Origin of the sequence: Kitasatospora sp. NPDC048407, assembly GCF_043200475.1 — a bacterium.
Lineage (GTDB): Bacteria > Actinomycetota > Actinomycetes > Streptomycetales > Streptomycetaceae > Kitasatospora.
Genome location: NZ_JBICXW010000017.1, coordinates 115045 through 131143 on the forward strand (window position 1 = coordinate 115045; position 16099 = coordinate 131143).

At 69.7% G+C, this 16099-nt stretch carries 11 protein-coding genes; 8 read left to right on the forward strand and 3 right to left on the reverse strand.

The window, feature by feature from the left end; genetic code table 11:
* Nucleotides 1-269: 269 nt before the first annotated feature.
* The 3 genes from ACGFWJ_RS27160 to ACGFWJ_RS27170 are packed head-to-tail and all read right to left on the reverse strand — an operon-like array spanning nucleotide 270 to nucleotide 3926.
* The gene (locus ACGFWJ_RS27160; RefSeq protein WP_392954277.1) at nucleotides 270-2231 is read right to left on the reverse strand and encodes a DUF3732 domain-containing protein; all 1962 of its coding nucleotides are present in this window, start codon (nucleotides 2229-2231) and stop codon (nucleotides 270-272) included.
* Nucleotides 2228-2713, reverse strand: a complete 486-nt coding sequence (locus ACGFWJ_RS27165) for a three component ABC system middle component (protein WP_392954278.1) — start codon at nucleotides 2711-2713, stop codon at nucleotides 2228-2230. Before ACGFWJ_RS27165 ends, ACGFWJ_RS27160 begins: the two co-directional genes overlap by 4 nt.
* Nucleotides 2700-3926 (reverse strand): ABC-three component system protein, encoded by a 1227-nt coding sequence (locus tag ACGFWJ_RS27170; RefSeq protein WP_392954280.1) that lies wholly within the window; start codon nucleotides 3924-3926, stop codon nucleotides 2700-2702. Before ACGFWJ_RS27170 ends, ACGFWJ_RS27165 begins: the two co-directional genes overlap by 14 nt.
* 888 nt (nucleotides 3927-4814) lie before the next feature.
* Here ACGFWJ_RS27170 and ACGFWJ_RS27175 point away from each other — a divergent pair.
* The 8 genes from ACGFWJ_RS27175 (at nucleotide 4815) to ACGFWJ_RS27210 (ending at nucleotide 16099) form a co-directional block, all read left to right on the forward strand.
* Complete coding sequence (locus tag ACGFWJ_RS27175; protein ID WP_392954282.1) at nucleotides 4815-6149, forward strand: Mu transposase C-terminal domain-containing protein; 1335 nt, start codon at nucleotides 4815-4817, stop codon at nucleotides 6147-6149.
* Nucleotides 6150-6187: 38 nt separating this feature from the next.
* Nucleotides 6188-6913, forward strand: coding sequence for an AAA family ATPase (locus ACGFWJ_RS27180; protein WP_392954284.1), 726 nt, complete (start codon nucleotides 6188-6190; stop codon nucleotides 6911-6913).
* A 68-nt stretch (nucleotides 6914-6981) separates the two neighbouring features.
* On the forward strand, nucleotides 6982-7758 hold the full coding sequence (locus ACGFWJ_RS27185) for an AAA family ATPase (RefSeq protein WP_392954286.1): 777 nt from the start codon (nucleotides 6982-6984) through the stop codon (nucleotides 7756-7758).
* On the forward strand, nucleotides 7755-9101 hold the full coding sequence (locus ACGFWJ_RS27190; protein ID WP_392954288.1) for a hypothetical protein: 1347 nt from the start codon (nucleotides 7755-7757) through the stop codon (nucleotides 9099-9101). The genes ACGFWJ_RS27185 and ACGFWJ_RS27190 overlap by 4 nt, the downstream gene beginning before the upstream one ends.
* A 33-nt stretch (nucleotides 9102-9134) precedes the next feature.
* Nucleotides 9135-9878, forward strand: a complete 744-nt coding sequence (locus tag ACGFWJ_RS27195) for a hypothetical protein (RefSeq protein ID WP_392954290.1) — start codon at nucleotides 9135-9137, stop codon at nucleotides 9876-9878.
* 1524 nt (nucleotides 9879-11402) lie between these two features.
* Nucleotides 11403-11657, forward strand: coding sequence for a helix-turn-helix transcriptional regulator (locus ACGFWJ_RS27200; RefSeq protein ID WP_380330250.1), 255 nt, complete (start codon nucleotides 11403-11405; stop codon nucleotides 11655-11657).
* A gap of 164 nt (nucleotides 11658-11821) precedes the next feature.
* Nucleotides 11822-12715, forward strand: a complete 894-nt coding sequence (locus tag ACGFWJ_RS27205) for a DUF6083 domain-containing protein (protein WP_392954292.1) — start codon at nucleotides 11822-11824, stop codon at nucleotides 12713-12715.
* 159 nt (nucleotides 12716-12874) lie between these two features.
* Nucleotides 12875-16099, forward strand: coding sequence for a DEAD/DEAH box helicase (locus tag ACGFWJ_RS27210; protein WP_392954294.1), 3225 nt, complete (start codon nucleotides 12875-12877; stop codon nucleotides 16097-16099).

Consider the following 16099-nt stretch of genomic DNA (forward strand, 5'->3'; position numbering starts at 1 on the left):
CCGGGGTGGACATCTGCGGCCCGAAGGTAATGCCGGTTGTTCACAGGCGCATTGTCTTTCTCACGCTCTGACGACCTTCTTCCCATGGCTCGCCATTTGCAGGGCCCCTGCCTTTCTGAGAAGCCCATCCGAGAACAACCGATGGAAGCGGAGGGGCCAGCCAGCATCCGAGACCTGCACGTATCACCGCACCTGCCGGCCCCGGGCCGCGCGACGTGGCGGGATTCCGGGAGCAGTGCCGTTTGGAAGGCGGTCGTGCCAGGACCGGCTCAGGAATCGCCGTCGGGCTCGGTGATCCACTCCTCCGGGACGAGGGCCTGGCCGTTGCTGTGGCGCCAGCGGTCGACGACGTGGTCGTGGAAGACGGGATCCGCCAGGTCTGCGTGCTCGACCACGATGACCTGCAGCGCACCATCCAAGGACCGCACGGTGTCGTCGATGACGCGGTAGACGTCCAGCAACTGTGTGAGGTCGTTGCCCTGGAGCGTCGGATCCCCGGTGTGGTCGGGCGGGAAGTAGACCTGGGAGGGCTGATCCAGCATCAGGACCCGCGGCACGGGGCCGGAGTGTTCGCTGAACCACTCGTGCAGGGTCAGCAGGGTGGCGATGTGATAGCCGAGGTGGTTCTCGGCGCTTCCCATGTCCGGCAGGCGGATCGGGCCTTCGTCGGGGGTGTCCGCGATGATGGTCAGCTTGTTGACATCCAGGCGGATCGGCGACTTCGAGTGGTCAAGGGCCAGGGACTGGGCTTTGTCGCGGATGCGCTGGCTGATCAGCGACAGGTAGCTGGTTAGGCGATCGTCCTGGGTGTCATCGCTGAGCTGCGCCTCGAGGCCAGCGATCTGCTGCCGGAGCTGGTCGCGGTTGTCCTCCACACGTTCCGTACGGGGCTGCTGGGCGACGGTGTCGAGATAGAGGCTGATACGGCCTCGGACGTGCGCGGCGCGCTGCGCCTGGTCCGGTTCCTGCTGCAGTGCGCGAAGGCCGGCGCTGATCTCGTTGATCTCGTCCTGGTTGCGGGCAAGCGCCGAGCGCAGGGCCTGCAAATGTTCTTCATGACGGGCGAGCTGGCTCTGGAGGGCCGGGGTGTCGCTGCTGATGACCTGCAGGTCGCCGCTCAGCTGTTCCAGGTCCCGGGTAATTGCGGCCATTGTGGCGGTGGCCGAGGTGACAGGGGACTCGCACACCGGGCACTGTGCCACTTGCGCGGCCTGCCAGTTCACGCGCAGCAGGCCGAGGGAGGCCAGGCGTGAGCGCTGCTCGCCGGCCTGGCCGGCGAAGTCGCTGTTCTCCTCGAGAGCGCGTTTGAGATCGGCGATTCGCATACGGGTGGCGCCATGGGCGCGCCGCAGTTCACTACGCCGGGCCATGGCCTGGGCCAGAGGGTCGTCGTCGCGCTCGGAAGGAGGTCCGGCAGACAGTTCCCCCGAGAGGACGGAAGCCAGCAAGTGCAGGGCGTCTTCGAAGCTTGGCTCGCCGTCGCCTCGTACCAGCAGGTTCGCTTCGGCGGCTTCGGCGAGCAGGGCCAGGGCCTGGCCGGCAGCGGGACCGAGCGCGCGAGAGACGGTGAGTTTCGCCTCGAGTTCGGAGAGCTCTCGGCGTAGCAACTGCAATCGGTGGCGCAGGGCCGCCTGTTCGGGATCGACCGCGCCGAGGAAGTATGGGACGACGCCGCGGATGATGTTCGGTCTCCACTCCTCGCCCTGGGAGTGGAACAGCAGGTCTGGGTTGGCGATCTCGTTCTGGGCCTGGACGCAGAAGTACAGGGCGTGGCGGATTGAGGGGGCGATGGTCTGCGCCCGTGCGACGGCGGGGACTTGGACAGTGCGGTCGATGCCGCAGAAGTCGCTGAGGATGTCCTTGGCCGCTTCCAACGGGGTGCTGAAGGCCAGCTCCTCGATAGGCGGGGCCGGGCTGCCCGGTGCCTGGGGCAGGAGGCACAGGACCGTGCTGACGTTCTTCTTGGCGGCGGGGGCCTGGCGGGCGACGAAGAGCTGCCGCCCAGGAGCAGAGAGGGTGATGGCGTAGGTGCTGACGTAGGTGCGGACCTTGCCCGCTTTGACGGGGTAGTCGGAGCTGGCCAGGCAGTAGTCGATGATCGTCAACAGGGCGCTCTTCCCCCGTCGGGAGTCGCCGGTGACGATGTTGAGGGCACCGGTGTGGAACGGCACGGTGCGTACCTGGCCGGGGTGCTTACCGTAGACGGTGACCGCGTTGATCTGAAAGGTCACAGTTGGACTCCCAGGAGGGTCAGGACGGTGCTGATGCTGCCGGTGCTGGGGAGCCAGCGTCCGAGCAGGTGGGCGGCGCTCTGGATAGCGGTGTTCTGTTCGGTGTCGCCTTCTGCGATCGGGCCGACGGCTCGTGGAGTGAGCGTCAGCGCCGGGCCGTCCAGGCGCAGAATTTCGGTCTGCAGGGCGAACAGGATGCCTGGTCGGACGACGGCGGCCAGAGGGGCGGCGTTGCGGCTCATGGCGACGCGGACGGCTTCGTGCTCGTTGAGCCAGGTCATCAGGCCGTTACGGATGGTGGCCGGTAGCGCTTTGCGGATGGTGGGCTGGAGGGACATCACCGTGGCGGTCATCGCCACCGGCAGGGGGCATGGCCGTTGGTACTGCTTCGCGTGGCCCTGTACGGCTCGGGCGCACACGAGAGCGGTGAACGCGGGGTTGAACAGGGCGCGTTCCTCGCGGCTGAGTTCAAGGCCGGCCATCGGTGGCTCCGGCGGGTTCGAGCAACATGGCCAGCCGGGCGGCGAAGTCCGGGTGCCAGCCGACCCTCAACTCGTCAGCGAGCATCTGGTAGGAGCCTTTGGTGACGAAGAGTTCGTCGCAGCCGGGACGGATACGTAGTCGGGCTTCCTGGTCGACCCACCGGTAGATCACCTTGGCAGCCCGCAGCATCTGAGCCTCTGCGGCTTCGTCACCGAGGTCCTCGCGCATGTCGAGGAACCGGGCCTGCCACTCTTCCACGAGCCGGCGTTCGTACTTGCCGATCTCCCCGGCCTGGATCAGGTTCTCGTCGGCCCAGCGGGAGCGCTGGGTGAAGGCGCGAAGCCAGTCCCTTACAGCCAGACCGATCCGTTCGGTGCCGACGCCGATCAGTCGCAACTGGTGGACGAAGACCTTGTCGGATGCGTCCGCGTGGTCGGCCGCATCCGCTGGCATCTCCGCGATGTCGGGATCGATCGGCAGGTTGTGCTCGCCGATCTGGCGGCGCAGGTCGTTGAAGAACTCGTCGAACTCGGCCCCGGAGACCGGATCACTGCCGGGAGAGCTCATCTGGACGATGGCCCGTTCGAAGAACCATCCCTCCAGACGCTGGAGGAAGGAGTTGGCGTACCGCCGTTCTACCGCCAGGCTGGCGTAACCCAGCAGGTCGTTGCGGACTCGGTCCAGATCGGGGGCGGAGCCGATCACCTCGATGCGGCTGACGAGACGGGCCCGCTGCTGCTCTGTGAGCTTGTCGAACGCTTTGAACGCGCTGGCGAGGTCGGTATTGCCCGAGGCGGCACGCGCCGCGACAAGGAGGGCTTCGGCCGCCTGTTCGTCGCGGTGGCCGCTGGCTCTCGATTGCAGGTGGAACCCGGCCGTCCCCGCAGGCAGTTCGGCCGTGGTCAGAAGGTAGAGGTTCGTTTCGTCGAGATCGATCCGGTGACCGGTGACGCCCTCGGACCAGATCCGCAGCGTCTTCCACAGATCGGGTTGGAAATCCGTCAGCCGTATCCCGGGCGCGCGCCTCTTCAACTGTATGAGCTCGGTCCCCGCCTCGGTCGACACCTCGACGTCGTCGGCGGCCTCGATGGCCACGTTCCACTCGATCCCGTCCCGGGAAAGCTCCACGCACCTCTGCAGGGCCTTGCGGAGCTGGAACAGGTAGCCCAGAGCCGAGGCGGCCGCCTCGAAAGGATCTTTTGCCTGAGCCATACCCACTGCCTTTCGTGCTGGCTACGTTGTGATCGTTCCATGCACACGGTGCCGCGGGGGAGCGAACAGCCCAGAATGGTGCCGACGCCGTCAGGCGTGGCCGTTCACGGTCCGGCCGTCGATGGCGGGGGATCGGGCCAGTGGCGCGGAGCTCGTCCAACAGCCGGGGCAGGTGGGAACGTTCGCCGAGGACGGTGTTGAGCAGCGCGGTAGGTGGATGTGCCGGGGCGGGCCGCGCGGGCGGGGGAGAGGCCGGGATGTGCCCGCGCGGTACCAAGGCCCCAATCCGTTCAAGAACCGGGCCGAGTTTGTCGACGCGGCTGCTGTCCTCGCACGTTCTCTCGGGCGCGTAGCATGCGTCGGCCGACACGGCAGGGGTTCAGGGGCTCGTTCCCCTGAAAGGACAACAGGGGGATGCGGCAGGACATGGACGGTCCCTAGGGTCCGTTGTCGGAGGCGGGCGACGCGAGCCTGTGTGGCGGCCCGTTAGCGGATCGGTCGAACTGGCGTCCGGTGTTCGCTGCAGCCTCCGTTGTCCTTAGCCCCGCCTCGGTGAGCGGTGTCCCATGCATCATGACCCTGTTTCGGCTGCGCAGCCCGTGCTGTCGGACCACTCGCATCGAATGATGCCGACTTCGCTGGACGGCGAGCCCGGTGAGTGATTCTTCGGAGCCGCACCCTGGAGGACTGTCCAAAGAGGAAGCGGCGCAACTGCGGCCCGCATCGGTCGGGCAGTTGCTGGAAGCGGTGGCCTCCGGAACGCCGATCACCGCAGAGGTGAGCCTGGTCGCACGCTCCCTGGGGTGCACGCGTCGGACCGTGTGGCGGTGGCTGGCCGAAGCCAAGGAGGCCGGGACCCCGGAGAAACGGACCCGCGAGAGGTTCGAGGTGTCCGAGGACGTCATCGACGTCTTGGCGGACTGCTACGGGAACGTCAAACGCGCCCACGAAGAACTGTCCCGCAGGGCCCGTGAGGAGAACAGGAAGCCCGTCGGACTGACGACCCTCCACGACGCCATCCGCCGCGACCTGACCCCAGGATTCATGGCGGGACTGCGGCAAGGCGTCCCTGCAGCCCGCGGTTACAACCCCGCGCTCAAACGGCCCCCCGTCCACCGAAACCAGGCGTGGGAGGGTGACCACAAGAGGGCTCCGCTGAAAGTCCTGATGCCCAACGGCGAACTCGCGGTCGTATGGGTCACTTGGTTCGAGGACCGCGCCCACGGCGTCGTCATGGGATGGGCCGTCACTCCCGTCTCCGCGCATCGGGGATCGGTCCTCGCCGCCCTTCGTCACGCCGTCCTGCGCGATGAGCACTACGGGCCCGCCGGAGGCCTTCCGCAGGTCGTGCGGATCGACCGCGGCCGGGACTTCCTGTCCAAGACCGTCACCGCTGCCTTCGGAGCCCTCGGCGTCCGTGTCCACGTCGTGAACAGCCCCCGCCACAAGGGCGGCGTCGAGCGCCTCAACCGGACCGCCATGACGCGGTTCTTCGCCGACCTGCCGGGCTACGCCAAGGCCCCGCTCCTGGACCACCGCACCCGAGTCACCGACGGCGACCCGGCCATCGCCTTCACGCAGTTCGTCACCGAACTCCGTGACTGGGTCAAGCGCCACAACACCGAGGAGATCGTCCCGGAGACCGGAACGACGCGGCTGCAGGCATGGGAGGCGGACCCTGTGGAGATCCGCGAGGTCTCCCACGACGACGTGCGCGCCTTCATGCTCGAGAGCGACGACAAGGCATACAAGATCACCAGCCACGGCGTCACCTGGAACAGGCGCACCTACATGCCGGAGAAGGCCGCCGGCCGGATCGGCAGCGAGGTCCGCATTCGCTGGATGCCGCACCACGACCACGAGATCGAGATCTACGAGTACCGGTCCAACCGCTTCCTCGGCCGCTGCTACCTCTCGGACGAAGCGACCGACGAACAGCTCGACGAGGTCTTCGCCTCCCGCAAGGAATTGGAAGCGAACATCACGCGAGCCCTCAAACGCGCCCAGATCCGACGCCGCGAACGCTACGGCGCCGTCGACGCTCCGCAGGAACCCACGAAGCTCAAGCGCCGCACCCGCGCCGAGATCACTGCCGAACTCGACGCCACCGCGGCAAGGCCGGTGCGCCGCGCACCGGCCGAACCATACAAACCCCGCATCCAGCCCGCCGACTCGTGGGTCCTTCCGGGCCCGCGACCGACCCCGAAAGACGACGACGCATGAACCCAACAGGCCGATCCGAGGAACCCGACGGGGCCGGCATGTACCTCGACCTTCCCGACGCCAGGGTCGTCGTCACCGACGCCCTGCTGGAAATGCAGGACAACATCGCCGACACCATCGAAGCCCGCGCCATGAGCTGCATTTACGGCGACGCAGGACTCGGGAAGACCTTCGGCGTGGAACAGGCCCTCAAACAGCTCGAACCCGACCTGCTGCTGTCGCTCAAGTTCACCCGCTCCCGCCCCGGCCCGAAAGACCTGAGGTGGGCGTTGTTCGACGAGATGGGCCTGCCCAGCAAGAAGCCCGGCACCCCCACCGAGTTCGACGAACTCCTACGCAAGTCCCTGCCCCGCCGCCGCTACGTCATCCTGTGCGACGAGGCCCAGCAGTACCGGCGAGAGTGCTTCGAGTTCGTCCGCAACCTGTGGGACGCCTGCAAGCGAGACCGACCAGCCGTCCTGTTCGTCGGCGGTAAGGAGGCATACGACACCCTGTGCAGCGACCCGGCACTCGCCTCCCGGATCTACATCCGCCAGGAAGTGCTGCCTATGCACGAAAGCGAAGTCCTCACCGTCATCCCCAAGTTCCACCCTGCCTGGGAAGGCGTCGACGAGCGCCTGATCCTCAAGGCGGACACGAACAAGTGCGGTGGCGCGTTCAGAATGTGGGCGAAAGTCACCTTCCTCTGCCTGCGCGGCATGACAGTCCTGCGCAAGGACTGCATCGACGAGGAGGTTCTCGACTGGGCACTGCGCCGGTGCTGACGACCCGCCAAGTCCGGGCAGGATCAGGCGTCCGCAACGGCCGGACGGGCGCGAAGCCGCCTGCCATCTTGTCCGGCATCAGCCCCGACCTGCACTTCCTTCACCTGGACGGGGCCCGGGCCCTGCGCACCAGCCAGGTCGAAGCCGCCATCCGCGGCCTGGCCGACGTCGCAGCCACCGAATCGATCATGTGCGTGTCCGGGCCGGCCGGCTGCGGTAAGACCTTCGCCGTCCACGCGGCCCTCAGCACCCGCCCGGACCTCACCGCCCACCACGTGCCGCTGCGCTCCAACCCCGGAGCCGACGACATCCGCACCGCACTCCACCAAACCCTCGAAACGAGCAGACCGCGCCCCAAGGATCCCCTCGCCGCCGACACCGCCATCCGCGCCACGCTCCGCACCCACCTGCGCGTCCTGGTCGTCGACGAGGCACACCAGATCTCCGACTCCGGCTTCGAGTACATCCGCTACCTCTACGACGACCTCGACACCCGCCTGTGCGTTGTCCTGATCGAAGGCCAGAAAGGCCACGGCACACTGCGCCGGCAGCAGATGCTCCACTCCCGCACAGCCGCGTGGCTCAACCTCACCGCGCTGCCGCCCGACGAGGCCCGCCATGTGGTTCCCGCCCTGCACCCCCTGTGGCACACCACCCCGATCCAGGCCCTGGAATCCGCTGACGCCCGCTACGCCCGCGGCAACCTACGCCGCTGGGCCGCGCTCACCGACCTCGCGCTGCGCGTCATGGCCCGCACCGGGCACACCGACGCCGACGAAGCCTTCCTCCACCAGCTGATCGACCGGCTGGACACCACCCTCGCCCCCCGACCCAGGCGCCCATGACCATCCTGCCCACCGCCCCGCCCGTCACCCTCGTCCTCGACCGCGCCGACGACCACGCCCTGGGCGTCGCCGCGCGCATGAGCGCCAATCCCGAGCGCGGTCGGCTCACCGTCGATCCCACCCCGCACACCAGCAGCAGCTCATACCTCGCCCGCGACATCCTCCACGCGATGGGCCGCAGCGGCGTGCTCCTGCCCGGAAGCGAAAAACTGGAGGCAGGCCCGGCCTGGCGATCCATCACCGCCTGGATCCGAGTCAGCGGCCCACACCGGATCACCGTCCTACGGGCCCACCTGCTCACCCCCGAACGCCTGGACCGCCTCGCCGACCTGCGCGAACAGACCGCCTGCCACCTCGTCCTGATCGCCGCCACCCCGCACGCCCGCGACGTCAGGCAGCTCACTGTCCGGCTGAAGGAAGCGGGCCTGGCTGGCGACCTGCAGCAGATCACCGACACGACCGAGGCCATCAGCCTGTTAGGCCCGCCCTCCCAGCGCCGCTGGGGCCCACCCCCTCGCGACCACATCCGCCACCTTCCTCCCCTGCCCACCAGCGGCGTCACCCGATTCCGCGCCGACCTGCGCCGCCACCTCGACCCGGCCGACCACCACCACGCCGACAGCCAGTACCGTGCCGGCTTCCTCGCCGCCGGCACCTGGCTCAACCGCCCCACGCACACACTCAAAGCCGACACCGCGCCCCCTCCCCGCCCGTGGGACGAACCCGCACAACTGCGACTGTTCCTGGCCCGCCTTACCGTCACCAGCCCCAGCCGTCGCCACACCCTCGCACGCCTGCGCGGCGCCCAAGCGGGATTCCTACGCCACGGAGTCTTGCTCGACCTCCCCAAGGGCCTTGCCCACCTGGGCGGACCCGGCATCACCACGGTCCCCTTCACCCCCCGCATCGCCCACCAGATCCGCACTCAGGTGCTCAACCCGGTCCGCGCGGCGGCGCTCACCGCCCTCCTGGTAACCGGAACCTCCACGGCCTACCTCGGCCATGTCCTCATCGCAGGGGTAAGCCCCGACGGAAGCCACCTGGTCGTCAACCCCGACGCGCGCACCACCGTCGGCGAACCGCCAGGCCCCGACACCCTCTACGCCGTCCCGCCCAGGGCCAGACCCTTCCTCCTGGCGGCCGTCGACTACCGCAGGCGCGAGTCACGCACCGACGACACCTCCATGCTCTTCACCAAGTGCTTCGGACACCGCCTCAAAGCCCTCACCTTGGACGGCGGCATGCCAATCCCCGCGCTCGTCCATCCCCATCCCGGCAAGGACTGGCACGAACACGCCCGCTGCCACCGCCTCACCGAACCTCTGCCCCGACCCGTCCGGTGAACCTGCCCCCGCCGCCCGCATCGAGGAATACCAGTGACCGACCAACCCGCTGCCGACGAACCCCAACTCGACATCCCCCGGATCCGCCGCCGCGCCGCCGACTGCGGGCTCAGCGACGACGACCTCACCCAGATCACCGGTATCAAGCCCTCCCGCTTCGAGGGCCAACTCGACCTGCACACCCTCAGCGCCGCCCGCCTCCTGTACTTGGCAGCCGCCCTCGATACCCCGCCTCAGAACCTCCTGCAGGATGCCCCCGAACCCGAGCCCACCACCCCCACCGATCCGACCACACTCCACGCGGCACTCCTGGACGGCACCCGCCACCAACCCGGCGCACTCGCCGCAGCCCTCGGCTGGGAACCCGGCCGCTTCCAACGAGCCGCCAACGCCCTGCACCGCCGCCTCCAGAGCTCACCCACCAGCCCTCAGCGACTCCAACGAACCCGCGAATCCATCAAGCTCTCCAGCACACCAGGCCTGCTGACCGACCAGCAGCGCGAACAAGCCGATGCCGCCGGCTACGCCCCCAGCGACCTCACCCCCGCCGAAGCCGCCGCCGCCTTGCGCCTGCTGCACCACCACCTCGCCGGTCCCGACAAGCGCTCGCCCATTACCTCCGCCGACTTGGCACTCCTGACCGAACGCAACCTCACCGATTCCGGGGACCACCACCGTCTCCATCCCGACCTGCTCCACGCCCTCGACGTCCCTGGTTCCACGTCCGTGCGCCCGTTCGCCCCCGAAAAAGCGCCGCAGCCACGGCACATGCGGTGACGTATCTGCCGCGTGAGCGCCACACATCCGCCGTCACTACCGGGCAGTGGCGGCCCACCTGGTCATCGGGACCAGGTAACCCGAAATCGGAGGCATGGAGCGTCCTTCAATCGGCTCGGCGGTACTGCGGAGTGGGCCTTCGCCCGGGGCGTGAGAGCGGCCCGCACCTTTCGACGCGAGTATCAACACCTCGACGTGGGTGAGTCAGTAGACGGTTCGACCGCAGTCCGACGTCCAGCGGACAAGCAGCCGGGAGAACGGCAGGCGAGGCTTACCGGGCGTCAGGACCGCCCGAGGCCCAGGCCGCGTTCTGCGTGCCAAAGCCCCGTGCATTCGACCGCACGGACGGGCCCGGCACGAGGGCGACACAGCGGAGCAACTCGCTGGGCAGGACGGTGCAGATGCCGAGAGCGCCCGTGGCGCAGGCGCGGGCAACGGCTGCGCCGAAGGGCCGAAGAGACAGACCACTGGTGCGGGCGGCGGCTTCGGGTTCGACGAGGAAAGGCTCCCCGGGCTGCTCGGCCCAGGCGAGGACCGCGAGGACGGCCAGCCGGGCGGCCGGGTCCAGGCAAGCGACACGGGGGTCGGCCAGAAGCCGCAGTGCCCACTGGCCGGCGCGGCCGCGTCGATGGCCGGCCAGGTCGGGGACGAATGCAGCCGGACCGCCGAGGGGCCGGCCCAGGTAGTGCAGCCACCCGGCATCCTGCAACTCGCGGAGAGCGCGAGCGGGTTGGGCGAGGCGTAGGGACCGGACCAAACCTGGAGGTAGCGGCGCGACGCCGGTTCTGCGACAGCGAAGTGCGCACACCAACGCAAGCAGTCGGGCCTCGGCACCGACCCGCTGGTGCAGGGTGGCAACGTGGGCGAGCGCAGCCCGCGCGACCAAGCGCTGCGCGGTGACAGCGTGCGCCTCGCCACCGCGGCGCCTTCGAACCGGGCCGTCGACCGGTACGGGGGAGGGACTGAGATCGGGGGCGCAGGGGACACGAACGGCCCGCGGGACGGAGTTGGCGCACGTCTCGCACACATCGGCCAGGTGCCACGACCGGCCGTCCGGGCCGCGGAACAGGACGAGGACAATCTGCCCACCACAGCTATGACGACCCAGATGCCACCCGCAGCCAGCTGTCCTGCAAGCACAGGTCCGCAGATGAGCAAGCAGGCGTTCTCGCAGCACATGCTCGGCGAGATGCGCAATGGCCGCGTCGCGCACAGCCGAGGGAGTCGCCAGCCGCCCGCTCGCATACCCACAGCCCGCGCACCGGCACGCCATCACCCGGCGCTGCGCGTCGACGGCCGCCGACCACACGCCGTCCGACGCCGCACTGCCCTCGCGCATTCGCCGCAGCCCTTCCCCGTGGCCCCCGCACACGGTCCGCGAACGTGCCGGGCGGCGGGGAACCCGGGGCGGAGCGGCGGCCACCCTAGTGCAGACCTCTGCACCATCAGGTCGGCGGCAAAAAGGAAAAAATAGGGCAGAGGTCTGCACTGACAGGGCAGGGGTCTGCACCGTGCGATAGCACAGTGATCACCCCGCCACCCGACCCCAACCTCGCCGCGCTGCGCCTCGAGCTCGCGCGCCTGCGGGCCGGCCGCGGCTGGAGCTACGACGAACTCGCCGAGCACAGCGGCCTGTCACGCCGCACCCTCATCGAGATCGAACAGGGCCGCACCGTCGGAACCCTCGCCACCTGGCACGCCATCGCCCACGCCTTCGAACTCCCACTGGGCGACCTCACCGCCAGACTCTGCGACGACCACACCCCCTCCGGCACCTGACGTTCTCCCCACCCCGGGGCACCACGACAACCACCCGAACGAGCAGCCGGATTCGAACACGCGGTCACAACACGGCCTGACCGACGACCTCCACCCCTCCCACGGGTGACACCCTCGCCCCGCTGCCCCAACACCCCGACCCGTCCGGTGCGACGGTCCCCGGCATGGCACCCACCCCCTGCACCCCCGGCTTCAACTGGGACGGAACCCGCAAAGGCACACCCACCACCCGCACCCTGCGAATCGACCCCAACAGCCCCACCCGCCTGCTGCGCTCCGCCGCCGCCTCCACCTGCCGCTTCTGCGGCAACCTCATCGAATGGTGCTACCGCGCCGATGGCAGCCCCGTTCCCCTCCACCCCGCCGAACTGGCCGCCGCCAACGTCCCCTCACCTAAACGCTGGCACCTCGCCTCCGGCATCGCCCACCCCGGCGGCAGCGGGTCCGCCTGGTGCCGCATCGCCCACACCGCCCTGTGCCCCACGAACAGCCCCCACACCGGCGCCACCACCCCCACCCTCACCGAACTGCGCCGCACCCTCGCCCTGAACACCCGACACCTCGTCAACCACGGCTTCCAACCCGCCGCCCAAGGCCTCACCACCCCCAAGACCGACCCCGCACAGATCGAAACCGCACCCCCGCAACGCCCGATCGTCCACATGCTCCACACCCACTACCTCGCACCAGGCCCGCTGACCCACATCCGCTGCGTCGCCCAGAGCCGGACCCGCGACCGCTGCCGAAACCCTTTCACCGACCGGCATGAGGGCCGATGGGCCCTCATGCCAGTCGAACCCGCGGGCACTGCTCCCAGCCACCTCGCCACGCACCTGCTGCCCGCCGAGATGGCTGTCTACTACCTCAGCGATCTGCCCTACAGCGTCCAACTGCGATGGCGCAGACAACGTTGCGTCGTCCATGACTACGGCGCCGCCGCAGACATCGCCGTCACCGAGTGGGAACCCTTCGACCCCTTCCTCCACCACACCCACATCCACACCCACCTCCCCGCCGCACCCCCCATCCCCCATCCTCCTACTCCCGGCAGCACCTGATCACCCGAGCCCCGCCGACCGGCCAGCACCGCTGCACCCCAACCGCCCCGCGCTCCATCCACCCCGAAACGGAACACCTGCATGCCCGACGGCGACACCCAACGCCCCGCTGGGGCAAAGCCCCACGCAAACTCCGCCGCCGCTGGCACAGTGAACGCCGTGCACGAAACGGAAACCGCCGACGGCCTGACCATCCGCCAACTCCTCGCCCGCACATGGCAGAGCGACCTGCCGGAAAACGGCCTGCCCGAGCGGTTCACCGAACCCGGTTGGACCTACCAGGAACAGGTTCCCCGCCCCTGCCCCGACTGCGAGGGCCCCCTGCACTCACTGCGCCGCCCATACGAGTCCGCGGGCCGCCAGTACCGGTACACCGCGCTGGTCTGCCCCACCTGCCCGCGCGCGTTCACCCTCGCCGACCTCGGCGTGAAGACCTACGACAAACTCCTGCGGGACACCCCGGCCCGAACCCGACCCGCAGGTCGGCCCAAGGCCACCCCGGCCCCCAGGCCTGCCCCCGAAGCCGCTTGGGGCCGGCTCCTCCCGTTCCCGGCCGCCCCGTGCCCGGCACCCACCCGACCAGGCCCGACCGTCACCCCGCTCCGCCCGCCGCACCCGGCCGGCGCGGCACCGGCCGCCACCCCAGCCCTGGCATGGCCCGAAGACCTACCGCTTCCCGCGCAGCCAGAGACACGCGCCCTGTGGTGGGCCAAACTCACCGACCCCGGCCTCGTGCCCCCCGAACTCCTGCTGCGCTCCTGCGAGGACGCACGCGCCATCATCCCGGCGGGGGAGGAGTACGGCCCGCTGCGCGCGCGTCTGACCGCACTCGGCACTCAGGTGCGCACCGCGGAACACTGGGCGGAGGAAGAAGTGGTGACCACCCGCTCAGACCTGGGCGGCCCCACCGACCTGACCGCCTGGCCCGCCGGCGCGGCCACCCCGGTGGCGGGGCCGGCCGCGCACGCGGCCCGTGACGCGTTCGCGGTCCAGTGGGACGCCCTGGAAGACCTGCCCGCCGACGACATGTCAACGTTCACGCCCGTCGCCGAATTGGTGCCCGCGGTATGGGAGCAGTTGCTGCCGCACCCGGCGTTCAACCCGGTCCAGGCCGCCGCCGTCCCTGCCGTCACCGACGGCGACGACCATGTGGTGGTCGTCGCCCGTACTGGCGCAGGCAAGACCGCGATCGGACAGGTCGCCTGCCTCACCGCGCGCGAGCGCGGGCGCAAAGCCGCCTGGCTGGTACCGCAACGCTCCCTGACCGACGAACTCGACCGTGATCTCGCCTCCTGGCGCCGGGCCGGACTGAGCGTCGCCCGCCTCACCGGCGAGGCCGCTGTCGACGTCGACCTGATCCGCCGCGCTGACCTGTGGATCGCCACCACCGAGAAGTTCGAAGCGATCTGTCGCACCGCCTCCCTGCGCACCATCCTCGCCGACGTCGGCTGCCTCGTCGTCGACGAGATCCACCTGCTCGGCGACCCCGTCCGCGGACCCGTCCTCGAAGCGCTCCTCGCCCGCGTACGCGAGGACGCCGCCCGGGTACGGATCATCGGCCTGTCAGCCACCGTCGCCAACGCCGACCAACTCGCCGAATGGCTCGGCGCCACCCTGGTGCGCTCACCCTGGCGTCCCACCCGCCAGACCTGGCAACTACCTCAACTGCCGGCCGATGCCGAAGCCCCCGACTGGGCCACCCGCAACCAGACCCGCACCCTGCACGCCGTCCGCCTCGCCCGCCACCACACCGACGCCGGCGGCAGCGTCCTCGTCTTCTGCGGCAGCAAACGCGCCGTACGCACCACCGCCCTCGCCCTCGCCCACGACCGCGGCATCGACACCGCCCGCGCCGATGTGGACGACACCGACCTCGTCGAGCGCCTGTGCACCAAAGCAGGAGTACGCCTGCACTACCGCGACTGGCCCCACAAACACGACGCCGAACAGGCCTTCCGCGCCCGCGAGGCCGACATCCTCGTCGCCACCTCCACCGTCGCCGCCGGAGTCAACCTCCCCGCCCGCGCCGTCATCGTCCGAGACACCCAGATCGGCATGGACCGCATCGAAGTATCCATGGTCCAGCAGATGTTCGGCCGCGCCGGCCGCATCGGCGCCGGCGAACGCGAAGGCCACGCCTACCTCCTCACCACGCCCGGCGAACGCCACCACTGGCAGGCCCGCCTGGCCGCCGGATACACCGTCACCTCCCGCATCCGCGACCGCCTCCCCGACCACCTGCTCGCCGAAGCCGTCCAAAACCGCGTCCACACCCTCACCAGCGCCGAACACTGGTGGGAAGGCACCTTCGCCTTCCACCAGGGCCAGCACCCCTTCGACCCCCTCCACGACGCCGCCGACTTCCTCACCGACACCGCCTACCTCACCCGAACCCCCGCCCCCGACGGCGACGACCGCCTGGAAGCCACCGAACTCGGCCGCCTCACCAGCCGATTCATGGTCGACGCCGACCTCGCCTCCACCCTCGCCGACCACCTCGCCCACCGACCCGCACCGAACGACGCGGACACCGCCGAGGACACCCTCATCACCGCACTCGCCACCCACCTACCCACCCTGGAACAAGCACCCTTCACCGACCGCGCGAAAGCCGAGCTCTACAACGTCCTGCGCACCCTCACCGACATCGACGACCACTCCGACGCCCCCGACGACGAAGACGAGCCGGAGAACACCTGGCAGCCGGCCGCCGGCGACCTCGCCCGCGCCGTCCTCCTCCTCGTCGCCCGCGAACCCAAGGCATTCAGAGGACGTCCCTCCTACATCCGCGGCATCCCCGCCGCCTCCATGGCACCCGTCCTCGAAGACGCCCAGCGATACCTCGCCTGGCTCGGAGCCCAAGGACACCTCGCAACCGTCCACCCCTGGATCGCCACTGTCGCAGCCGACCTCGCCCAACGCGTCCGCTGGCGCGCCCTCGGCCCCACCCGCGGCGCCGGCCGCCTGCTGTGGATGTGCGAACAGATGGCCACCCCCGCCCACGCCCACACCCTCGTCCCCGAGATGTGGCGCGCCGCCCACGCCCGCCACATCGACTCCCCGGACTGGCCCGGCACCACCCCACCCGCCACCAACCGCCTCGCACCCCCCGACTACCGAAACCTCCTCGCCACCCGCACCACCGGCACGACCATCACCCTCCACCCCGGCCACGCCCGCATTCACGCACCCCGTGGCACCACCACCGTCACCTGGAACGGCACCGCGTACACCCACCACACCATCGGGAACACGCCCGTCGACCTGCCCTACCCGAAAGCCGCCCCCGACGACCCGTCGGCTGGCCGCACCGGCGCCGCCGTCTTCACCCGCGGCGACCACATTGCCGCTGGGTGGGGCGGCGTCTACAACGCGCTGGCCTGA

Coding starts and splice junctions, on each gene's coding strand:
- ACGFWJ_RS27165 (WP_392954278.1), bottom strand. CDS start 2,713: ATGGCCGGCCTTGAACTCAGCCGCGAGGAACGCGCCCTGTTCAACCCC.
- ACGFWJ_RS27170 (WP_392954280.1), bottom strand. CDS start 3,926: ATGGCTCAGGCAAAAGATCCTTTCGAGGCGGCCGCCTCGGCTCTGGGC.
- ACGFWJ_RS27180 (WP_392954284.1), top strand. CDS start 6,188: ATGTACCTCGACCTTCCCGACGCCAGGGTCGTCGTCACCGACGCCCTG.
- ACGFWJ_RS27190 (WP_392954288.1), top strand. CDS start 7,755: ATGACCATCCTGCCCACCGCCCCGCCCGTCACCCTCGTCCTCGACCGC.
- ACGFWJ_RS27205 (WP_392954292.1), top strand. CDS start 11,822: ATGGCACCCACCCCCTGCACCCCCGGCTTCAACTGGGACGGAACCCGC.